At 41.8% G+C, this 22,150-nt stretch carries 17 protein-coding genes and 1 pseudogene; 16 read left to right on the forward strand and 2 right to left on the reverse strand.

Annotated features, from left to right (window positions below):
* Positions 1–16 precede the first annotated feature (16 nt).
* Together BSAG_RS08800 and BSAG_RS26190 are read left to right on the forward strand one after the other, a co-directional pair.
* Positions 17–967, forward strand: a complete 951-nt coding sequence (locus tag BSAG_RS08800) for a toll/interleukin-1 receptor domain-containing protein (protein ID WP_004317470.1) — start codon at positions 17–19, stop codon at positions 965–967.
* A 79-nt stretch (positions 968–1,046) separates the two neighbouring features.
* Positions 1,047–1,190, forward strand: a pseudogene (locus tag BSAG_RS26190) (topoisomerase C-terminal repeat-containing protein); the annotation flags it as partial.
* Between the two features lie 308 nt (positions 1,191–1,498).
* Here the strand turns inward: BSAG_RS26190 and BSAG_RS25955 are convergent.
* Positions 1,499–1,621: a hypothetical protein gene (locus tag BSAG_RS25955; protein ID WP_255344333.1), complete on the reverse strand. Its 123-nt coding sequence runs from the start codon at positions 1,619–1,621 to the stop codon at positions 1,499–1,501.
* Positions 1,622–1,872: 251 nt separating this feature from the next.
* Between BSAG_RS25955 and BSAG_RS08790 the strand changes: the two genes are divergently transcribed.
* Positions 1,873–2,196, forward strand: coding sequence for a hypothetical protein (locus tag BSAG_RS08790; protein WP_229128454.1), 324 nt, complete (start codon positions 1,873–1,875; stop codon positions 2,194–2,196).
* A 61-nt stretch (positions 2,197–2,257) separates the two neighbouring features.
* On the opposite strand, the gene BSAG_RS08785 is transcribed toward BSAG_RS08790, so the two are convergent.
* Positions 2,258–2,857: a DsbA family protein gene (locus BSAG_RS08785; RefSeq protein ID WP_004317472.1), complete on the reverse strand. Its 600-nt coding sequence runs from the start codon at positions 2,855–2,857 to the stop codon at positions 2,258–2,260.
* Positions 2,858–3,276: 419 nt separating this feature from the next.
* Here BSAG_RS08785 and BSAG_RS08780 point away from each other — a divergent pair, with 419 nt between their 5' ends.
* The 13 genes from BSAG_RS08780 to BSAG_RS08720 all read left to right on the forward strand — a co-directional run bounded on the left by BSAG_RS08780 (position 3,277) and on the right by BSAG_RS08720 (position 22,050).
* Positions 3,277–6,696, forward strand: coding sequence for a TonB-dependent receptor (locus BSAG_RS08780; protein WP_008016612.1), 3,420 nt, complete (start codon positions 3,277–3,279; stop codon positions 6,694–6,696).
* A gap of 20 nt (positions 6,697–6,716) precedes the next feature.
* Positions 6,717–8,450 carry a RagB/SusD family nutrient uptake outer membrane protein gene (locus BSAG_RS08775; protein WP_004317477.1) on the forward strand — a complete coding sequence of 578 codons (1,734 nt, stop codon included), beginning with the start codon at positions 6,717–6,719 and terminating at the stop codon, positions 8,448–8,450.
* A 19-nt stretch (positions 8,451–8,469) separates the two neighbouring features.
* Positions 8,470–9,261: an endonuclease/exonuclease/phosphatase family protein gene (locus BSAG_RS08770; RefSeq protein WP_004310723.1), complete on the forward strand. Its 792-nt coding sequence runs from the start codon at positions 8,470–8,472 to the stop codon at positions 9,259–9,261.
* Positions 9,262–9,289: 28 nt separating this feature from the next.
* Positions 9,290–11,446, forward strand: coding sequence for an alpha-N-acetylglucosaminidase (locus tag BSAG_RS08765; protein ID WP_004317479.1), 2,157 nt, complete (start codon positions 9,290–9,292; stop codon positions 11,444–11,446).
* Between the two features lie 8 nt (positions 11,447–11,454).
* Positions 11,455–12,597, forward strand: a complete 1,143-nt coding sequence (locus tag BSAG_RS08760; RefSeq protein WP_004317480.1) for a glycerate kinase — start codon at positions 11,455–11,457, stop codon at positions 12,595–12,597.
* 6 nt (positions 12,598–12,603) lie between these two features.
* Positions 12,604–13,860 (forward strand): GntP family permease, encoded by a 1,257-nt coding sequence (locus BSAG_RS08755; protein WP_008016609.1) that lies wholly within the window; start codon positions 12,604–12,606, stop codon positions 13,858–13,860.
* 14 nt (positions 13,861–13,874) lie between these two features.
* Entirely contained in the window at positions 13,875–14,960 is a 1,086-nt protein-coding gene (locus BSAG_RS08750; RefSeq protein ID WP_004317486.1) for an acyltransferase family protein, read from the forward strand.
* 6 nt (positions 14,961–14,966) lie between these two features.
* Entirely contained in the window at positions 14,967–17,150 is a 2,184-nt protein-coding gene (locus tag BSAG_RS08745) for an alpha-N-acetylglucosaminidase (protein ID WP_008016606.1), read from the forward strand.
* Positions 17,151–17,268: 118 nt separating this feature from the next.
* A complete protein-coding gene (locus BSAG_RS08740; protein ID WP_004317492.1) occupies positions 17,269–17,850 on the forward strand; it encodes an RNA polymerase sigma factor in 582 nt (193 codons plus the stop codon).
* Between the two features lie 108 nt (positions 17,851–17,958).
* Entirely contained in the window at positions 17,959–18,915 is a 957-nt protein-coding gene (locus tag BSAG_RS08735; RefSeq protein WP_004317494.1) for a FecR family protein, read from the forward strand.
* A gap of 31 nt (positions 18,916–18,946) precedes the next feature.
* Positions 18,947–19,720: an endonuclease/exonuclease/phosphatase family protein gene (locus BSAG_RS08730; RefSeq protein WP_004296439.1), complete on the forward strand. Its 774-nt coding sequence runs from the start codon at positions 18,947–18,949 to the stop codon at positions 19,718–19,720.
* Between the two features lie 7 nt (positions 19,721–19,727).
* Positions 19,728–20,507: a hypothetical protein gene (locus tag BSAG_RS08725; RefSeq protein WP_004317496.1), complete on the forward strand. Its 780-nt coding sequence runs from the start codon at positions 19,728–19,730 to the stop codon at positions 20,505–20,507.
* A 13-nt stretch (positions 20,508–20,520) separates the two neighbouring features.
* A complete protein-coding gene (locus BSAG_RS08720) occupies positions 20,521–22,050 on the forward strand; it encodes a hypothetical protein (RefSeq protein WP_008016601.1) in 1,530 nt (509 codons plus the stop codon).
* The last annotated feature ends 100 nt before the right edge of the window (positions 22,051–22,150 follow it).

Below are 22,150 nucleotides of genomic sequence, written 5' to 3' on the forward strand. Positions count from 1 at the left end.
TTAACATATAGACATTATGAAATACGACGTTTTTATATCTTATTCCAGTAAAGACAGTGGGGTTGCATTTGATGTATGTGCCATGTTAGAAGCAGCCGGTCTAACTTGTTGGATTGCTCCCAGGAATGTATATGGTGGTAAGTCATATGCACGGGAAATAATTGAAGCGATAACCGAATCACAGATCGTGCTTTTTATCTTTTCGAGTTATTCTAACTGCTCTTCCCATGTAGAAAGTGAAATAGATATAGCTTTCAACCAGGAGAAAGTTATCATTCCTTTTAGGATAGAGGAAGTAAAGATGTCTCCGGAACTTACTTACTATATTAATAAGAAACATCATATTGATGGAATCCCAGAGCCAGCTCTATCATTCGATATTTTAAAAGAAAGTGTGTTGAATAATATTCCCCGGCTTCAAAAGGAACTGGATAAAGAAAGAGCTTATAAATTGTTGAGAGAAGATTTAGGTGATTTTGATATTGAATTTTTAAAAAGTGTCTTGCAGAATAGTAGAAACAATAGAGCTGATCCAAGAAATGTTAATTGTGAAGATAATGTGGCCGAGAACGAATTTAATATATTGCAAAATGCCGCAGGAGAACTATGTCTTTTAATCAGATCCCGGAATGGAAGACCTAGAAAACCATGTTTTATTTGCGATAATTCAAACTTTACTATATTATTCCGGAATAATTCGTCTGCTGTATTTTTAGAAGATATTAATCCTGTAGCTGTTGAAGCTCTCAATAAAGTGAATCAGATGTTGGTCGTGGAACTTAATAATGACGAAGTAGTTAGAGAATATGTTGTACCGATAGTTCTGATTGAGGGATTAACATCATATTTGCAAGATGATGCTATATATGATAAAGATAGCGGTATTCAGGGAACTTTAGACCGTGTATTGAGTCACAAGCAGCAAACATTGTTAAGGAAGCTGTACTGTAACTGGAGAGAGAATTAAAAAGTATAACTAACAATGGAATAAAATTAGGAGAGTAGGCTGCTGCTTTATTTATTACTCAAGAAAAAGTATTTTTCTACCCGAAGGTACCAAATGTAGCAACGTGGATTGTAGGCTTACCGTCTTCCGCGACAAGGGCGACAAACAACTTGCCGACGAACAGGTTACCGAACTCGCCACCAAAGACAGAACGCCTCTTATCAAAGGCTTCTCCGTAAGAAACTGTCAGGTGATAGTTCAGTTCTATAATGAATATAGTCAACAACTTACAAATACGCAACAACCTGTTTTGCATTTGCAGTTAGTTTTCATGACATTGTCGGTTAAATAACTAAGCTGGTCACACAATGTTATTCTGATGCAAAAGGCAAAAGACCTCAAGGCCCGGTATTGGTATATGATACAGTGCCTCAAAACAGTTGGGACGTACCTTCTCACCGCCAGCCCGTTATCTAGCAGTATATCTGCAATCCCTTGACTGTAGACGACGATCACCCCGTCCGTTTCCGCTTTCACCGGAGCGTCACGAACTCACGTTCCTTTTATCCGTTTTTTCTTTTTCTTTCGTTCATCCATCGCTTTCCACAGGTTGCCCGGCATATCGCCCAGATATTTCTTGCAGAATCCGTTGAAGTGCTGTACAGTTAACGACATCTCCGACACAGTCTTCAGAAAATGGCTCAAACAGTACGATGAGGGCGGTCTTGAAGCTTTGGTACGTGCTGACGCAGAGATAAAGGATGTACTTCCTGAGGGTATTGACCGCACGGAGGAATTCTATAAACGAGAAATCTTACGCTTGTGTATAGAGAATGAACGTCTAAAAAAAATTATGCGGTGCGGACGAACGAGGTTGGGCAAACGGAGTATGTTTGTTTAAAAACGAAGAATTCAAAATAGTCGACATGCTGTCAAGAGATTTTGCAATAACGGATATTTGCGCCATGATGGGCGTAAGCCGTGCAGGTTACTATAAATGGAAGCGTCGTGATCCCTCTACGCGTGACCTTAATAGGGAAACGATGGTGGAGTTCGTTGAGCAGATGCACTCGGAACATTCTACCCATGGATACCGTTGGGTGGTAGCTTTCATACGTAATGAGCTTCGAGCCACCGTTAGTGACAACTTTGTCTACAAGTGTTTTCGTTATCTTGGTATTCAGTCGGAAACACGTCCTTGTTTTGCCATAGGCTATGATACTCCAGTGAACTATCATCTGATTTCATGAAGGGTGTAAATACTTGAAGAACTTTCATATTGGAACAGACTATCCTATTTTCTTTGTTTTTCTATTTCTTTAAATATACCACCGTCTTACCTCCACCATATTTTCGTATAATTCCCTCTTCTAAATAGGTATTTAACAGTATAGTTGCCTTGTATCGGCTTATGCCGGCTAGTCTCGTGAAATCGACACAAGTGATGCAACCTTGTTCATCCAGATGTTGCATAAGGATGCTAAGGCATTTGTCTTCATCGGGATTGCCATTGCTTCGGTAAGGTGATTCCATGCGTTCCAACGGTAATGGCTCCATGTTCTCACGGAATTTTTTGTTGATGCGCAGGTTTACTTTATTCAGGTGGATGGAAGGAGAGCGGATTTCTTTCTTCTCCATTACCGGATGGTCGCATTTCAGCGATAAGGAGAAATAACCTAATTCTCCGACTTCCACAATCCAGCCTTGTTTCAACCAATGTTGTAACTCATCGGTGACTGCTTGCAAGCATCCTTCAATGGTAGCCTGACTGAAGCCGTTGCTTTTAGATACTAATTCTATAAACTTCTTAGCATCAAGAGTTCCTGATGGAATCACTCGTGCGTGAAGTGGTTGCTGCTCATCCTTTTTTTGTGGGTTGCCACTGGCATAAAGATCATAATAAACACTCATATCTTATTTTGTTTTTAGTTATTCAGTAAATATTGTCTCCGGCTACATGATTTTATTCGTTTGACTATAGTCATTTAAAATGTTGACTATAGTACTTCTTTTATTTGACTATACTCTAACGAAAGAAACACTATAGTCAAATGAATTAATTCATGCACTCAAAGGTATTAATTATTTCAGGTAAAGACACTAATTTATGCATTAAATGAGAAAATACGATATCCCCCCTTTATATTTTCTTTTAAAAACGATATCTTTGAAGTGTTTTCTTTCTTTTTTATCAAGTATGGATTGATTTCCGGCAAGTTCTCCTATATTTCCCGAATTAATATTCATTAACTTATTTGCCGTAATACTTTTTAATGCCTCTTGTGTATTAGCTAATAGATATTGAACTATTAACTTTAAAGACTAATATTATGGAAAAAGATTCTCCTTTTTCATCCACCGGCAGAAGGTGTATTGTAACCCTAATGTGCATATTTGTCACTGCTTTTGTTTATGCACAACAGCAAAAAATATCGGTTAGTATCAAAGAGCTTCCTCTTAAAGAGGCTATCAGTCAGATAGCAGAGAAGGCTTCAATGCATGTAGCCTATAGCAAAGAATTTGTGGATACGAGTAGGAAAGTGTCATTGGAGGTAAAAGACACAGAGGTAAACAAAGCGCTAACTCTTTTGCTAAAAGGGACTAACATTGGGTTCCGTTTCCTGGATGACAGTATTTTATTTTATAATAAAGAATATCAAAATAAAACTGAACCTGTTGATTCGCAAGGAGAGAAAAAGGAACTGTATGTGAAAGGTAAAGTTACTGACGAGAATACGGAACCGATCATCGGAGCCACCGTATCGGTAAAGGGATCGACTACAGGTACAATCACCGATATCAATGGTCAGTATTCCATCAAGGTACCTTATGGAAGTACACTTCGGTACTCATACGTCGGCTATCGTGAAGAAAGCGTCATAGCGAAAGCAACGACAGTAAACGTGGTGATGAAAGAAGATGCTGTCAGCCTGGAAGATGTAGTAGTTGTAGGCTATGGCGTGCAAAAGAAAGTGAATGTAACAGGTGCTGTATCTATGGTTAAAGCGGAGGCTATTGAGAACAGGCCTATAACTAACGTAACTACGGGGCTGCAAGGACTGTTGCCTGGAGTTAGTATCGTTTCTTCTTCGGGGCAGCCGGGTGCTGTGCCCAGTATCAACATTCGTGGTACGGGAACTATTAACAGTAGTACAGCACCTTTGATCTTGATTGATGGAGTAGCTGGGGGAGACATTAACTTATTGAATCCTTCGGACATCGAAAGCGTATCCGTACTGAAAGATGCCGCCTCATCAGCTATTTATGGAGCACGTGCCGCTAACGGTGTTATTCTTGTAACGACTAAAAAGGGAGAAAAGAAAGAACGTGTAGTATTCCAATATAACGGATATGCCGGATTTCAGACTCCCACAGCATTGCCCGAACTTGTTAACGGAAGGGAATACATGGAACTCTCCAATGAAGCCATGAGTGCTGCCGGATTTTCCAAGCCCTATACACAAGAGGCGTTCGATAAATATGATTCGGGACTGTATCCCAACGAATATTCCAATACTGACTGGATTGACGAAATATACAAAAGCCGGGCTTTTCAGACGGGGCATAATGTGAGCGCACGGGGGGGAAGTGAGAAAACCGGATTTTTTATGTCGTATGGTTTCCTGGATCAGGATGGACTGGTTGTAGGTGACGGATATAGTTCAAAAAGACATAATGCGCGTATCAGTGTAAACACGGAGGTGTATGATCGTCTGAAACTGACCGGACAGATGAGCTATGTCGATTTCTATAAAAAGGACTTAGGTTATAGCGGCACATCAGGAGTATTCCGCCTATCACAGCGTATGTCTCCGTTACTTCCCGTCATGTGGCAAATTCCTGACGAGAATGGCCGGATGGTAGATAGTGAGAACTGGTCGTACGGTTCGGTACGTAATCCCTTGCAGGTAGCCTATGAGTCGGGAATGGAAGAACGGAAAACACGTGTGCTCAATGGTATTTTCAATGCAGATCTCAAAATTATAGACGGACTGAACGTAGGTATGCAGTACTCTGCTAATATATATACTCGCCAAGTGGATGAGTTTAACCCGAAGATGTTGTCTTATTACTCGGACGGTAGCCCGTTGAAAGCAAATGAAGATGCCAAGGACTATATCTCACAAAGCCATCTTGACGTTATGACCCAAACGCTGCAATTCACCCTGAACTTTAATAAAACCATAGGACGCCACGAGTTGGGAGCATTGTTGGGATTTTCGCAAGAGTGGGAAAACAGAAGCACACTGGGTGCTACGCGTGATAATGTGATGGTTGAGGATATTCACGTTATTAGTGCCGGAATGATTAATTTTATGAATAGCGGAACAAAAGATGAGTGGGCTTTACGTTCTTACTTTGGTCGTGTCAACTATGCTTTTGACGGTAAATACCTGTTTGAAGCTAACCTGCGTGCCGACGGAACTTCAAGATTTGCCAAGGGCAATCGCTGGGGATATTTTCCATCGTTCTCGGCAGGATGGAACTTTTCACGTGAAAAATTCATGGAGTTCGCTACTTCGGTATTGAGTTCGGGTAAGCTGCGTGCTTCCTGGGGTGAGTTGGGAAATCAAAACATTCCCGGTAATTACTACCCCTACTTGTCACCTATCATAACCGAAGAGTCTTATCCTATCGGAGCTTCTAATACACCTGTTATGGGACTTTGGCAAAACAAAATCGGTAATCCCGACATCAAGTGGGAAACCATCCGCATGCTTAATTTCGGGGTAGACCTTAGTTTTTTGAACAATAGACTGAATGTGGACTTTGATTGGTATAAGAAAGAAAATATTGATGCATTGGTTCGTCCCGATGTTCCGGCTATTGTCGGGGTTTCCAGTAGTAACGTAGGTTATGTCAATCTTGGTAAGATTGATGTCAAAGGATGGGAGCTTAATCTGTCATGGCGTGATAAGATCGGAAGTGTAAATTACAATCTCGGGTTCAATCTGTCGGACGCCCGTAATAAGATTACCGATTTGGGTGGAACTCCGGAGTCGCTGACCAGTACGGCTTCCGGTTCGTATCGTCGGGTAGGTGATCCGATAGGTGCTTTCTATGGTTATCTGACTGATGGGCTGGCGCAAGTGTATGACTTCGAATCGGTGAATACAACTACAGGTAAGTACCAGAAACCAAAATTTCCTCTTGTTGCATCACAAAACGGCATTGTACAGCCCGGAGATATTAAGTATCGGGACATCAGTGGTCCTGACGGCGCTCCCGACGGGGTAATTGATGACTACGACAAAGTGGTGTTTGGCGAGAAAGAGCCCCATTACACCTATGCAATCAAGGGTGGTTTGGAATGGAAAGGCATTGATTTCAGTTTCTATTTGCAAGGCGTAGGCAAAGTTGCCGGTTACCTTGAGGATGAGGCTCGACATGCGTTTATCAATGACTACTCAATCCCTAAAAAAGAGCATCTTGACAGATGGACGCCTATGAATCCAAATGCTTCTTATCCCAGACTTTATCAGTCGCAGGAGCACAACAGGCTCTTCAGTGATTACTGGAAAGAGGATGCATCGTACTTGCGCCTGAAGAATATTCAGATAGGTTATCGTTTTCCTGCCCGGATGGTGGCACCTCTTGGCATTAATAGTCTTAGAGTATATGCTTCGGCAGATAACTTGTTTACTAAAACCGATTACTTCGGAGCTTATGACCCTGAAGTGAGGACCACCAGCGGAGATGTCTATCCGCAAGTAAAAACCTATGTTTTTGGATTATCAATAACATTCTAACCTATTAAACGACTATAAAGATGAAATACTCAAAATACTTTTTAATCATTGCTTTATTTGGTATAGTTACCTCATGTAGCGATTTTCTGGATAGAACGAACCCTAACGAGCCGGACAATGTGACATTCTGGGTGAATGAAGATCAGCTTAAAAATGCCTTGCCTCCCTGTTACGAAGCTTTACAAAAAGACTATCTCGTGAATTGGAGCGAATCGACGGCCGAAACTGTTATGTGGGGGAATATTACTAGTGGACTAAGTAAGGTTTCGGGAGGCAAGCACTCTTATACTGACGGCTTCCCCTTCACTACCTATTGGACAGGAGCGTATAGCTATATTTATCGCTGCAATAATTTTCTGGACAACTATAATAAAGCGCAGGTAGCTCAAAATAAGAAGGACGTTTATGCCGCAGAAGTAAAAACCATCCGGGCGCTTATGTACTTTTACCTCACGGTGTTTTGGGGTGATGTACCTTGGGTAGGAGAAGTCATCCAGCCCGAAGATGCATATATCGAACGTACTCCCAGAGAGAAAGTCATCGACCAGCTCGTCGAGGATTTGAAATGGGCGGCAGAGCGCATGCCTGAAGAAAGGTATACGGGCGATAAACTGGGAAGGCTTGACCGCTGGGGCGCTTTAGCCATATTGGCACGTATTGCCTTGCAAAACGAAAGATGGGAACTGGCTGCAAAAACGAGTGAATATATCATCGAAAACAGTCCCTATGGGCTGTATGAATACGAAAAACTATTTCATCACGAAGGGGATGTCGAGAATGATCCGAAAAATATCGAAGCCATCGTATATAGCCTTTTTGTACCTGAAATCCGTACACAAAGTCTACCCAATGAAACTTGCAGTCCGACAGACTATATACGCCTCAATCCAACGAAGTCATTAGTGGATGCTTATCTGTGTACAGACGGTAAACCGGCAAAAACCGGATTGGAATATTATAAAAAGACCGGTGTGCAGACCTCATCGTTATACAAGTCGCCTGAAGAGCATTATGTGGATTACTTCCAGAACAGAGATCCTAGAATGAAGATGACTTTATATGCTCCGGGTGACAAATGGCCGGGAGGAGATGACGGTGACCCTGATACAGATAAGGCCAACGAGATATTTAATCTGCCTCGTTTTGCTTCATTGCAAGATAATAATCGTGTGGGGGCAAATAGCCGTACAGGTTTCTATCTGAAAAAGTATAACGATATTGATTTGGCCGGCTCAAGTGTGGGTGGGCATGGGAATCTCAATGTCATCCGCTTTGCCGAAATCTTGCTGATTTATGCCGAAGCCACTTTCGAACTACAAGGCAAGAAACTGACACAAACACAGATTGATTACTCCATCAACAGGCTTAGAGATCGTGTGAATATGCATCGTATGAACCTTGACGAGCTTAGCGCATGGGGGATGGATCTCGAAACCGAATTGAGAAGAGAACGTCGCATTGAGTTGGCAGGTGAAGGAACAAGATACGCCGATGTGATGCGCTGGCGTGAAGGCGAACTTCGCTTTGGACGTGCCATCACCGGTCCCAGCCTGAAAGTTTGTATGAATGATTTGGGCGCCAACCCATATCCCGATACCGGAGTAGATGAGTTTGGTGATGTTATCTACGAAAAGTCTACCGCAGAAGGCGGAGCACGCTACTTCGACGCAACGAAACATTATTTGTGGCCCGTGCCTAATCCCGAGCGTCAGAAGAACCCTCTGTTAGGACAAAATCCGGGCTGGGAGAAGTAATCATTAAAAAATAGAAACTATGTATTCAATGAAGAAATATTTATTATTGTTTTTATGCCTGACTTTGGGCGTTGCCTATGCGCAAGATACTCTACGGGTGCGGGTAATGACCTATAATTTAAGATTTGGCGAACTGGCATCTTTAGAGGAACTTGCTCATCACATCAAATCCTTCAAACCTGATTTTGTGGCGCTTCAGGAAGTGGATAGCAAAACAGACCGTAAGCGTACCCCGCATCAGAAGGGGAAGGATTTTATATCCGAACTTGCCTATCATACAGGGATGTTTGGGCTTTACGGAAAAACGATTGACTATTCTACCGGTTATTACGGTATTGGGATGTTAAGTAAATATCCATATATTTCTGTTCAAAAGATAATGCTGCCCCATCCGGTCAAAGAGCATGAGAGACGGGCCATGCTGGAGGGATTATTCGAAATGGGTAATGATACCATTGTTTTTACCTCTACGCATCTGGACGTCAACTCTCAAGAAACAAGGGCGGAGCAAATAAAATTCATTACCGGTCATTTCAAGAATTATAAATATCCTGTAATTTTGGGAGGCGATTTCAATGCGCGTCATTACTCCGAGGCAATACGTGGTATGGATAGCTGGTTTGCTGCGAGTAACGATGATTTTGGAATGCCGGCATGGAAACCTGTGATTAAGATAGATTACTTGTTTGCTTACCCGCAAAAAGGATGGCGCGTGATTAGTACGCAAACTGTCCAGTCGCTTTTGTCAGACCATTTACCGATTATTACGGAACTGGAATATGTGAAAGAAGCATCGAAGAAAAAATATTGATACTCACTTATAACATTTATGATTTTCTATGATACATACAATAATCAAGTATTTACTGATTTCAACAACGCTTTTTTTCTGCTCATGCCACAAGCCTAAGACGGATATTATCACCCCCGCCAAACAGTTAATAGAACGTCAGATTGGGGAAAGAGCACAGTCTATCCACTTTGAATATATCGAACCATCCGAAGGTAAAGATATATTCGAAGTGATAGCAAGCGACGGCCGGCTTACCCTAAGGGGAAGCAGCTCCGTTGCTATCTGTTACGCTTTTCATACATACATGAAAGAGGCCTGCAAGAGTATGAAAACATGGAGCGGTGAACACATAACGTCGGTGATGCCGTGGCCCGATTATGAATTGTATGAACAGATGTCCCCTTATGAGTTGCGCTATTTCCTTAATGTTTGTACATTCGGCTACACTACTCCTTACTGGGACTGGGAGCGTTGGGAAAAGGAAATTGACAGGATGGCTCTTTATGGTGTAAATATGCCCTTGGCTACCGTGGCCAGCGAAGCCATTGCGGAACGGGTATGGCTGCGTATGGGATTGAACAAAGAAGAAATCCGTGAGTTTTTCACTGCCCCTGCACACCTTCCCTGGCATCGCATGGGCAATCTGAACAAGTGGGACGGTCCCTTATCTGATACATGGCAACAGAACCAAATCGCTTTGCAGCATCAAATCCTGACCCGTATGCGCGAGTTGGGTATGCAGCCCATAGCACCTGCGTTTGCAGGTTTCGTGCCGGAAGCATTTGCACAGAAACATCCCGACACACAATTCCGGCACATGCGGTGGGGTGGTTTTGATGAAGAGTACAACGCCTATGTATTGCCACCGGATTCACCTTTTTTCGAAGAGATAGGCAAACTGTTTGTCGAAGAGTGGGAAAAAGAGTTTGGAGAAAATACGTATTATCTCTCGGATAGTTTTAATGAGATGGAGCTGCCTATCGATAAGGAAGATAAAGAAGCGAAATATAAGTTATTGACCGAGTATGGAGAAACGATCTATAAATCAATTACAGCCGGAAACCCGGATGCCGTTTGGGTTACACAGGGATGGACATTCGGATATCAACATTCATTCTGGGATAAAGAATCGCTTAAAGCCTTGTTAAGCAATGTACCTGATGATAAAATGATTATCATTGATTTGGGCAATGATTATCCGAAATGGGTGTGGAACACCGAGCAAACATGGAAAGTACATGATGGGTTTTACGGAAAGAAATGGATATTCAGCTATGTACCCAACTTTGGTGGGAAAAACACCATGACAGGAGACTTGGACATGTATGCTAGTTCCTCGGTCAAAGCGTTACGTGCCGCAAATAAAGGTAACTTGATTGGGTTCGGTTCTGCCCCTGAAGGACTCGAAAACAATGAGGTTGTTTACGAACTGTTAGCCGATATGGGATGGTCATCAGATAGTATCGACCTGGACGATTGGATGAAGATATACTGCGAGGCCCGTTATGGAGGATATCCCGATGCCATGGAGGAAGCTTGGAAGCTTTTTCGGAAAACAGCATATAGTTCTTTATATTCATACCCCCGTTTTACCTGGCAAACTGTAGTACCCGATCAACGGCGGATCAGTAAAATCGACCTTAGTGATGATTACTTGCAGGCTATACGTTTGTATGCTAGTTGCGCTGACGAACTGAAAAGCTCTGAATTATACAGAAACGACCTCATAGAGTTTGTTTCGTATTATCTGGCGGCTAAAGCTGAAAATTTTTATAAGCAGGCCCTGAAAGATGATTCGGAGAATCGTGTTTTCGCAGCGCAACGTAATCTGCAACAAACTGTTGATTTGTTGATGGACGTTGACAGGCTGTTGGCCTCTCATCCTTTATATCGATTAGAAGAATGGGTGGAATTTGCGCGCAATAGCGGAACAACTCTTCAGGAAAAAGATGCTTATGAAGCAAATGCCAAACGCTTGATTACAAGTTGGGGTGGTATTCAGGAAGATTATGCTGCCCGTTTCTGGAGCGGGCTGATTAAAGACTACTATATCCCTCGTATACAGCTCTATTTTACAAAAGACCGGAATAAAATCCGAGAATGGGAGGAGCAATGGATCACATCTCCCTGGAGCAACAGTACGACTCCGTTTGATGATCCGGTCAAGGCTGCATTGAATTTAATAGAGAAAACAAATAAGTGATAGCTTTTATGAAAAAGATTGTATTGGCATTCGACTCGTTTAAAGGTTCGGTCGGTTCTTTCGAGATAGCGAAAGCTGCCGAAAAAGCGATTCAGGAGGAATTACCCGACTGTCAGATTATACGCTTCCCCATAGCTGATGGCGGCGAAGGGACTACAGAAGCTTTATGCTCCGCCCTTCATGCTCAAACGGTGTCATGTCGGGTGCATGATCCATTCATGAAGCCAATTGAAGTATCGTATGGCATCGTAAACAATGATGCGATGGCTATTATCGAAATGGCCTCGGCCTGCGGTCTGCCATTGATTGATTCAAGCCGGAGAAGCCCCATGAAGACTACGACTTATGGAGTTGGAGAGATGGTTGCTGATGCATTAAAACGCGGGTGTCGGGAATTCATTATCGGGATCGGCGGAAGTGCTACGAATGATGCGGGAATAGGTATGCTGAAGGCTTTAGGTGCACGCTTTTTAGATAGCGGAAACGGTGAGTTGGAGCCTGTCGGCGAAAATCTGATAAAAGTTCATCAAATAGATATTTCCCAATTAAATCCGGCATTGAAGGAAAGTAAATTTACGATTGCCTGTGATGTTAGTAACCCATTTTTTGGAAAAGAGGGTGCGGCCTATGTATATGCTCCCCAAAAAGGGGCAAATAGTTTGCAAGTGATAGAGTTGGACAATGGGTTGCGGCATTATGCACAGGTGATAAAGGAATATACAAATATGGATATATCGCAGCTTCCCGGTGCTGGAGCAGCCGGAGGAATGGGAGGCGGTCTGCTTCCGTTTTTGAATGCAGAATTGCAATCCGGAATAGAAGTTATATTGAAAACGCTTCGTTTCGAGGAGGTCGTCCGACAGGCAGACCTGATACTGACCGGAGAGGGGAAGCTGGATCGCCAGACTTGTATGGGAAAAGCGCTGGACGGAATCTTACGTGTCGGTGAGAGATGTCAGGTTCCGGTGATAGCGTTGGGGGGAGCGGTCGAAGCCACCGAAGCGCTTAATAGGATGGGGTTTACTGCCGTACTGCCTATTCAACCTTTTCCGGTAACACTTGAAGAGGCGATGCAACCGGAGTTTACGAAAGAAAACATAGAGAGAACGGTGCGACAGGTGGTGAGAATCATAAAACAATTTACTAAATAATACTCAATGACAGCGATAGGCGCATTAATCGGGCTTTCATTATCCATACTGTTAATCATAAGAAAGCTTTCTCCGACATACAGTCTGATTATCGGAGCGATAGTCGGAGGGTTGTTGGGAGGACTATCTTTAAATGAGACTGTTACGGTGATGACCGAAGGGGTGAAAGAGGTCACCCCGGCGGTATTGCGGATTCTGACAGCCGGAGTCTTGTCAGGCATATTAATACAAACCGAGGCTACCACGGTCATCTCCAATGCGATTATAAACAAAATGGGTGAAAAACGGGTATTTATGGCATTGGCACTCGCAACGATGTTGCTTTGTACGGTAGGCGTATTTATTGATGTGGCTGTGATAACCGTTGCGCCGGTGGCTCTTTCGATAGGCAAGCGTCTAAACCTGTCTCCATCTGTATTGCTTATTGCTATGATCGGGGGAGGTAAATGTGGAAATATCATATCACCTAACCCGAATACCATTATAGCAGCCGGAAATTTTAATGCAGATCTATCGGCTGTAATGTTTGCCAATATTTTACCGGCAGTGATCGGTTTGTTTTTCACTGTTTTTGTTATTGTCCGTCTGATGCCTCAAACAGTGAAAAACAAAAAAACGATGATGCAAACAGAGGATAAAGAGGAAGAAAGAAATCTGCCTTCGTTAAGAACCAGTCTGATTGCTCCTGTTGTTACGATTGTTTTATTGGCATTACGTCCTGCGGCAGGAATCAATATTGATCCTTTGATAGCTTTGCCGGTAGGTGGTTTATGTGGTGCTATCTGTATGAAACAATGGAAAAACATTCTTCCGAGTATAGAGTATGGACTGCAAAAGATGTCTGTGGTAGCTATTCTGTTGATAGGAACCGGAACTATTGCCGGCATCATAAAGAACTCTTCTTTGAAAGACTGGATTCTTACAGGATTAGATCATGCTCATATGAGTGATGCATTGATTGCTCCTATATCAGGCGCATTGATGTCAGCGGCTACCGCATCGACAACAGCCGGAGCGACACTGGCTTCTTCTTCGTTCGCTGAAACGATATTGGCTATAGGTATTTCTGCGGTTTGGGGGGCAGCTATGATTAATTCCGGAGCTACAGTTCTTGACCATTTGCCACATGGCTCGTTCTTTCATGCGACAGGAGGCGTATGCGAACTCAACTTTAAGGAACGTCTGAAACTGATACCTTATGAGTCGCTTATAGGGATAGTGTTAGCTGCCGGAACGACTATTTTATATATAATAAGTAATTAAAAGAATCAAATATTATGAATCCGAACAAACGGTTACTTTCGCTTGATGTACTTCGGGGTATTACTGTTGCCGGGATGATCTTGGTCAACAATACAGGAAAGTGCGGGTATAACTTTGCCGCTTTTGCACATGCCAAGTGGGATGGCTTTTCGCCGGCCGATCTGGTATTCCCGATGTTTATGTTCCTGATGGGTATTTCGACCTACATCTCCTTGTGTAAGTATAACTTCCAGTGTCGACCGGCCATTGCGAAAATCATAAAAAGAAGTCTCTTATTAATATTTATAGGTCTGGTTATGGAGTGGTTCATTACAGCAATAGATAGTGGTAACTATTTTGATTTGAGTCAGCTCCGGTTGATGGGAGTTATGCAACGGCTTGGGATTTGTTATGGCATTACAGCCTTATTGGCTGTAACAATACCGCATAAGAAGTTTATGCCATTGGCTATTATCTTGCTGGTTGTCTACTTTATTTTTCAGTTATTTGGAAACGGATTTGAAAAAAGTGTGGATAATATCGTCGGGATTGTTGATTCGGCTATTTTAGGGTCTAACCACATGTATCTTCAGGGCCGCCAGTTTGTCGATCCCGAGGGGATACTTAGTACGATTCCCGCTGTGTCTCAAGTAATGATCGGTTTTGTTTGCGGAAAGATAATCATCGATATTAAAGACAATGACCGCCGGATGCTGAATCTATTTCTTATAGGTACCACTCTGTTGTTTGCCGGCTATTTGTTAAGCTATGCCTGTCCTTTGAATAAACGTTTGTGGTCTCCTTCGTTCGTTTTGCTTACTTGTGGGATTGCGACATTGTCATTGGCATTGCTGCTTTATATCATTGATGTAAAGCAGAATAAAAAGTGGTTTTCGTTTTTTGAAACATTTGGAGCGAATCCGCTTGTAATTTATGTGTTTAGTTGTATAGCCGGAGGATTGCTTGTGCATTGGCATATTCATACAACAGTGTTCAATAATTTGCTTAACCCGTTATTCGGAAATTATTTCGGTTCATTTATGTACGGTGTATTTTTCCTGTTGTTCAATGGGCTGTTGGGATATGTTTTGTTAAAAAGAAAAATCTATATAAAATTATAAATCAGGATGAAAAGAAAAAGTGTATACACGTGTCTGGTTATGCTGTTTATGTCGTTGGTTCTTCAGGCTAAAGACAAAGACGTAGCTGTTGCGGAAGCATTATTGAAACGTTTGCTTCCGTCATACATCGAGAGTTTTCAGTTTCAAAAGTTAAAAGGAGAAAAAGACTGCTTTACGATAGAGTCTGTAAAAGATAAAATTGTAATTGGCGGAAACAATGCCAATTCAATGGCGATGGGACTGAACCATTATCTAAAATATTACTGTCTCACTACAGTGTCATGGTATGCGGATATAGCCGTTGAAATTCCTGAAGAATTGCCGATGGTTGATGAGAAGGTCGTTTCGGAAGCGAGAGTGGATACTCGCTTTTTCCTGAATTACTGCACGTATGGTTACACGATGCCTTGGTGGCAATGGAAAGAATGGGAACGTTTTATTGACTGGATGGCCCTTAATGGTATAAATATGCCTTTGGCAATTACCGGACAAGAAGCCGTGTGGTATAAAGTCTGGTCGAAAATGGGAATGTCGGACATCGAAATACGCTCTTACTTCACGGGACCGCCGTATCTGCCCTGGCATCGGATGGCTAACATAGATCGCTGGAACGGTCCGTTGCCGATGGAATGGCTGGAACACCAGGTAAGCTTGCAAAAAAAAATACTCGCACGTGAGCGTGAATTGAATATGAAGCCCGTATTACCAGCCTTCGCCGGACATGTACCTGCCGATTTAAAACGGATTTATCCCGAGGCTGATATTCAACATTTAGGCAAATGGGCAGGCTTTGCTGATGCATACCGTTGTAATTTTCTGAACCCTAACGATGCTCTGTTTGCGAAAATTCAGAAGCTATTTCTTGATGAACAAAAAAAACTTTTCGGAACCGATCATATTTATGGTTTAGATCCTTTCAATGAGGTTGACCCGCCCAGTTTCGAACCCGAATATTTGCGGAAGATAGCTTCGGATATGTACGCTACGTTGACGGCTGCCGATCCCAAAGCCCAATGGATGCAAATGACGTGGATGTTTTATTTTGATAAAGATAAATGGACTTCCGAGCGAATGAAGGCTTTGCTGACAGGAGTGCCACAGAATAAAATGATATTACTGGATTATCATTGTGAAAATGTTGAATTATGGAAAAGAACAGAGCATTTTCATGATCAGCCCTATATTTGGTGTTATCTGGGCAATTTCGGGGGAAACACGACTTTGACAGGTAACGTCAAAGAAAGTGGCGCACGACTTGAGAATGCTCTCATTAACGGTGGAGGCAACCTTAAAGGAATCGGCTCTACGCTGGAAGGGTTGGATGTGATGCAGTTTCCCTACGAATACATTCTTGAGAAAGCATGGAACCTGAATGTAGATGATAATAAATGGATTGAATGTCTGGCTGACAGGCATGTGGGATGCGTGTCGCAGCCTGTGCGCGATGCTTGGAAACGATTATTCAATGACATTTATGTACAGGTGCCGCGCACATTGGGTACCTTACCCGGGTATCGTCCTGCATTGAATAAGAACAGTGAAAAACGGACAAGTAATGTGTATAGCAATGTTGAACTACTAGAGGTCTGGAGAAAACTGAATGAGGCGCCTTCTGACCGGAGAGATGCTTTTCGCCTGGATTTGATTACTGTAGGTAGACAGGTGCTTGGAAACTACTTTCTTGATGTGAAAATGGAGTTTGACAGGATGGTTGAAGCTAAAGACCATCAGGCTTTGAAAGCTTGTGGCGAGAAAATGAAAGAGATATTGAATGATTTGGATAAGCTGAATGCCTTTCATCCTTACTGTTCGCTGGATAAATGGATTGATGATGCACGGAAGATGGGGGATTCTCCCCAGTTGAAAGACTATTATGAAAAGAATGCTCGCAACTTGATTACGACTTGGGGTGGAAGCCTGAACGATTATGCCAGTCGTTCGTGGGCCGGGCTGATAAGTGATTATTATGCAAAACGCTGGGAGGTGTATGTCAATACATTCATCAAAGCGGCCGAGGAAGGTGTAGAGGTGGATCAGAAACAACTTGAAGATGAATTAAAAGAAATAGAAGAAGGTTGGGTAAATGCAACTGATCGGAAGGATACTCGAAAAGATGTTCATTCAACAACTGACGGATTATTATCATTCTCCACCTTTTTATTCAGCAAATATCAAAGACTGGTGAAATAAATAAGAGGCCTGTTTCATTTGTTGTTCGCGAATCATGCTATATCAGAAAGAATTAATATATTTGAAAGTAAGGACTTGATATAATAAGCTTTTTATTTTCATATTTAAAATGATTAAGATGTCCCAGAAATACTCACAGGATGAAGCCCAAGCTTTGGTTAAGGCTCTGAAAGAGGGGAACCAGCTGGCATTTAGTATTGTATATAAGACGTATGCGGCGCAGACCTTTTCTTTGGCATTTAAATATTTGCTGAATAAGGAACTGGCTGAAGATGCCGTGCAGAACTTATTCTTAAAACTCTGGCTGAAAAAAGAAGAGATCGACGAGACAAAACCCATAAACAGATATCTTTTTACGATGTTGAAGAACGATCTACTCAATACGTTGAGAGACTCAAAGAAAAATATCTATTTACTTGAGGATTGCCTTTCAATGGTTTTGGAATTGGAAGACAATTCTCAAAACGAAAACCTTAAACAAGAACAAATGAACATCATACAGCAAGCTCTTGAGCAACTTTCGCCGCAACGCCGCAAGGTTTTTGAAATGAAAGTTTCGGGAAAATACTCCAATCAGGAAATAGCCGATAAACTTAATCTTTCGATCAATACAATTAAATTTCAATATAGCCAATCTTTGAAGCAGATTCGCGCGACAGTGGGAGAGCTTAGCCTATTGTTGCTTTATTGTATGATGTAGTTTTATCTCTTTTTGCTGATATGGAACGTTCTTTTGAATTAACACGGTTTAACGTAGTCTGTATAATACTTTTTTGTAACAGTGTGTATTACTAATAGATATTGAAATATGAAATCAAAAAAGAAACATACAAATCAGGACTTTGAAGTAGTTGACGGCATCGGGAAATATATGGATGACGACATTCAGAGGATAATAGAAGGCAAACAGCTCGAATTGGGCGACAGAGAATTGCCTCCTTTTGATGAATATCGCATTTATAAGAATATTCAGGAAGCCGTGATGCGGGAAGAAAAACGAAAGAACAGGAGAATAAGGATGCCATTGTTCTTTAAGTGGACGGTAGCTTGTGCAATTGTTTTGCTAGTGATAGGTGTAGGATATAATTTCTATCAAAGTCATAATGAGGCAAACCTTGTTTATCGGGAGGTCTGTGCTGTAAGGGGGGAGAAGCTATTCGTATTACTTCCTGATGGTAGCCGGGTGTGGTTAAATGCCGATTCTAAATTGACCTATCCGGAACAGTTTGCAAAATACAACAGGAATGTTACATTGGAGGGAGAGGCTTATTTTGAAATAGCAGAAAACAAGAAATCCCCTTTTCAGGTGCTTGCCGAGAATGTGAAAATACAAGTGACGGGAACGTGTTTCAATGTAAAAGCATACGCTTCGGATAAGGTAATCAAAACTACACTCGACGAAGGAAGTATAAATATCGGGCATGTGCAAAGCCGCAGGCCTATGCAGCAAATGCTTCCCGGACAAACTGCAGTTTATGAGAAAAGGAGTAATGTAATAAAAATAAAAACTGATAGATATCACGATGATGCTTCGAGTTGGAAGAGTAACCGGCTTATTTTCAGAAATGCATCATTGAAAGAGGTGCTTACAACACTCTCGCGTCATTTTGATATAGAGATTACAGTTAAAAACGAAAAGATTGCTTCGTTTACGTACGACTTCGTTTGTAAAGGGAACGATTTGAACTATGTGTTGGAGGTGATGCAATCCATAACACCGGTTAGCTTTAAAAAAATATCAGAATATACATATACCGTTGAATAAGTAAACTTAATCTAATAATAAAAACAAATTTATGAAAGCACTTTTAAAGCCCATTGTATGGGTATGCCTTTTCTTTTTTGCGTATCAAAGTACGTATGCGCAGGCTCTTAAAATAATGAGCTATAATTGCCGGATGTCCGGGGAAATGACCGGCTACTCGGTGAAGGAGTATGCTGTATTTATCAGGAAATACAATCCGGATGTTGTAATGTTGCAAGAGATAGATTACAACACAAAAAGGAATAAAAATCAGGATTTCACCACTCAACTGGCTGCGGAGTTGGGATTGTTTTCCGTATTCGGGAAAGCGATGGATACTGGTGGTGGAGAATATGGAGTAGCTATCCTTTCAAAATATCCTTTTGTTTATATCAATAACAAAACTTTTGAAGGTATAGACGGAGCCAAAGAACCCCGGACGCTATTATATGTAGATATTCAGGAACCGGGAACTTCAGACGTAATCAGGATAGGAACGACTCACCTGGATCATTCGACGGACCTGATAAGGAGTGCAATGGCCGAACAGATTAATGAGCGGATTGGTACGGGAGATACCCCGACGTTGCTGGGGGGAGATTTTAATGCCCGGACCGACTCTAATGTGATTTGTGAGGTAATGAAGAACTGGCAGAGAATCTGTGATGATACATTCACCTATCCGGCAGATCAGCCGACAATCAAGATTGATTATATATTCGGACTTCCACAGAATAAGTGGAAAGTGAAGTCGTTTAAAGTTTTATCTAATCCGGAGGTTTCTGACCACAGGGCTTTGTTTGCTGAAGTTGAATTTGTAAAATGAATGAAATATGAAATCAAACTATCTATATCTGCTATTTATATGTGTCATCTCTTGCCTGTTCGTTTCGTGTAGTGATGAGGATAACAAGGGAGAAGATATTCCGGAATGGAACCGGTTCAGAACAACTAACGTATTGGTTTATGCGCACTTGTCAGAGCAAAATTTATTTAGCTCTTGCAGTTATAAAGAGGTGGCGTCATCTATCAGAAACACTGTTCATTCAGTGGCATTGCTGGACAGGACGAACGCTGTCTATGGGCAAACAGCAATCATAAATACGGGTACGGAGACTGCTAGAGAGAGCAAGAAAGTGCCGGTGTTTGTACCTGTCAGCTATAGTAACGGAGAGAAAAAGATAATCGGTAGTACGGTTCTTTTTCCTTCTACTATTTCCGAAATGACACAATATGTAGTAAAAAACGATTGCAGATATCTTGAAACAAAAACAGAAGCAGTGAACGGAATAGATATGCTCTTCTGTTCTGTATCATTAAATAGTGAAGACCTGATAGCTCCGGCTGTCGACGTTTTCAAGAAAAAGGTAAATGAACAGACGGTTCTGGTAGGCACTGTTAAACGTGCGTTATTGCCTAATCTTGAGTCGGCAATTACTTCTAACTTAACTTCTGATACCTATTCTTTCGTAGAAGTGGAAAATAGAAATAGAGACTCCGAGTATTGTATATTTGTCCTGACTTCACACAAATGGGCTTTTAGGGGGGTAACCGAAACAAGTGTAAGCGGAGATTTACATTGTTTTCAATTACAAATCGAATCTTTAAAATAAAAAATGAACGGTCATGAAGCAATATATCAAAAATATAATGATCCTGATACTTGCCCTTCCATGGGGTTTGTTGTTGACAAATTGTAGTGATAGTAAGTCTGATTATTCGGACGACAACGCGTATCCGCCACCTACTGTAGAACTCACTTCTCCTTCCGAAATAGATGTGGTGGAGTATAACTCGACGGTGACTGTATCTGCCAGAAGTTTTTCAGCTGTGGGTATACATAGCATATATGCTACCTTGTTGAAGATGGATGAGAATGGAGAATATGAAGAGATAAACGCGACTGAACGTCAACGTTTAAAGATAGATACCTTGCAAACTGATATGACACTTGAATTTGACTTGAATGTCAAGGTCAACACGCGTGAAGCAGCCGGGATACTGGTAACATCAACGGACGTTTTGACAAAAACGGCACAAAAGGTAATACCTATTAAAAAGATAACCAAACTTCCATCCCAGATATTCACCGAACCATCAGATTTCCCTGTTTTAGTACCCGATGAAGAGGTTTCTCTGTCTGTAGTGATTCGTTCAGCTGTGGGCATTAAGTCTATAAAACATACATTGTGTAATAAAGTACTGGGTGACCTGAAGGAATATACGACTATTCCGGTATCAGGCAATCCGTTGGAAATGGAATTTATCTTGAAAACTGTCGTAGACAATAAAGAGACCAATGGAATCAAGATCGTGGTGGAAGATATAGAAGGGTTGAAAGAGGAAAAGATTATCAATGTCGAAGGTCTTGAGGGTGTTGACAATAATGTTGCGCTTGTTTTCAACGATATCGAAATGGCACCTGAATGGGAACATTCAACAGAACCGGATCAACCTTATATTTTCTCCATAGAGGGAATAATGATACGGGGTGTGCAGAAACATGTACTAAGCTTGAAGGAAATTAAAGGATATGGCTCAAAGGCAAATAGCATAGACTTTGCTTTCATCAATATATGGAGAAATCCAAGCTTTGTTGCCGTTAAAAACAGAGGTTTCTCTTATGTCAGTGCGTCAAGAATTAATGGAGGCCCGATAGGGAGAGCTTATGATGTGAATGACTGGATTAAACCGGCAGGTGTTGCTACCAACAAAACGCTGTTTACTCTTATCCCTGATGATAAGGTTGTTGACCTTGGAATTGATGCGATGATGGCAAATGCGGCTTCGGACGTCAAGACTTTTGAGGCGTTGAATGTATTGGAAAGTATAGCTAAAGGAGGTGCCGATATGTTAATGCAAAGAGTCAATGCGTCTGATGGATACCCGAATGATCCTTGTAGTCTGCAGATAAAAGACGGTTCTTATATTGCCTTTGTTACTGCGGCGGGCAAATACGGTGTCATTCATGTCATTGAAGCCGCAAATGATATGGATGCATTAGTTGCCGGAGGATGTAAAATAGCTACTCCTACAGGAGTGGTAGGAAGCCAGGGACCAGCCTACTCGGGAGCTGGCATAACCGGACTCACCTATGACGGTGTGGCATTACTTTACGGACGTACCTGTAAGTTGAAAATTGTGGTTCAAAAGTAAGGTTATTATAATGGAAGAATGAAAAAATATGTATTTTATATAAGAATCAAGAGGGGTTGGCTCTGAATTTGAGATGCTTCCTTAATATTGGCTATAATTA

Origin of the sequence: Bacteroides sp. D1 (genome assembly GCF_000157095.2) — a bacterium.
Lineage (GTDB): Bacteria > Bacteroidota > Bacteroidia > Bacteroidales > Bacteroidaceae > Bacteroides > Bacteroides xylanisolvens.

What these genes read in the sequence shown, in the direction of transcription:
- BSAG_RS08790 (WP_229128454.1), top strand. Translation starts at nt 1,873, where the DNA reads ATGCTGTCAAGAGATTTTGCAATAACGGATATTTGCGCCATGATGGGC.
- BSAG_RS08720 (WP_008016601.1), top strand. Translation starts at nt 20,521, where the DNA reads ATGAAGCAATATATCAAAAATATAATGATCCTGATACTTGCCCTTCCA.
- BSAG_RS08745 (WP_008016606.1), top strand. Translation starts at nt 14,967, where the DNA reads ATGAAAAGAAAAAGTGTATACACGTGTCTGGTTATGCTGTTTATGTCG.
- BSAG_RS25955 (WP_255344333.1), bottom strand. Translation starts at nt 1,621, where the DNA reads ATGTCGTTAACTGTACAGCACTTCAACGGATTCTGCAAGAAATATCTG.
- BSAG_RS08765 (WP_004317479.1), top strand. Translation starts at nt 9,290, where the DNA reads ATGATACATACAATAATCAAGTATTTACTGATTTCAACAACGCTTTTT.
- BSAG_RS08740 (WP_004317492.1), top strand. Translation starts at nt 17,269, where the DNA reads ATGTCCCAGAAATACTCACAGGATGAAGCCCAAGCTTTGGTTAAGGCT.
- BSAG_RS08785 (WP_004317472.1), bottom strand. Translation starts at nt 2,857, where the DNA reads ATGAGTGTTTATTATGATCTTTATGCCAGTGGCAACCCACAAAAAAAG.
- BSAG_RS08735 (WP_004317494.1), top strand. Translation starts at nt 17,959, where the DNA reads ATGAAATCAAAAAAGAAACATACAAATCAGGACTTTGAAGTAGTTGAC.
- BSAG_RS08725 (WP_004317496.1), top strand. Translation starts at nt 19,728, where the DNA reads ATGAAATCAAACTATCTATATCTGCTATTTATATGTGTCATCTCTTGC.
- BSAG_RS08770 (WP_004310723.1), top strand. Translation starts at nt 8,470, where the DNA reads ATGTATTCAATGAAGAAATATTTATTATTGTTTTTATGCCTGACTTTG.
- BSAG_RS08800 (WP_004317470.1), top strand. Translation starts at nt 17, where the DNA reads ATGAAATACGACGTTTTTATATCTTATTCCAGTAAAGACAGTGGGGTT.
- BSAG_RS08730 (WP_004296439.1), top strand. Translation starts at nt 18,947, where the DNA reads ATGAAAGCACTTTTAAAGCCCATTGTATGGGTATGCCTTTTCTTTTTT.
- BSAG_RS08755 (WP_008016609.1), top strand. Translation starts at nt 12,604, where the DNA reads ATGACAGCGATAGGCGCATTAATCGGGCTTTCATTATCCATACTGTTA.
- BSAG_RS08780 (WP_008016612.1), top strand. Translation starts at nt 3,277, where the DNA reads ATGGAAAAAGATTCTCCTTTTTCATCCACCGGCAGAAGGTGTATTGTA.
- BSAG_RS08760 (WP_004317480.1), top strand. Translation starts at nt 11,455, where the DNA reads ATGAAAAAGATTGTATTGGCATTCGACTCGTTTAAAGGTTCGGTCGGT.
- BSAG_RS08775 (WP_004317477.1), top strand. Translation starts at nt 6,717, where the DNA reads ATGAAATACTCAAAATACTTTTTAATCATTGCTTTATTTGGTATAGTT.
- BSAG_RS08750 (WP_004317486.1), top strand. Translation starts at nt 13,875, where the DNA reads ATGAATCCGAACAAACGGTTACTTTCGCTTGATGTACTTCGGGGTATT.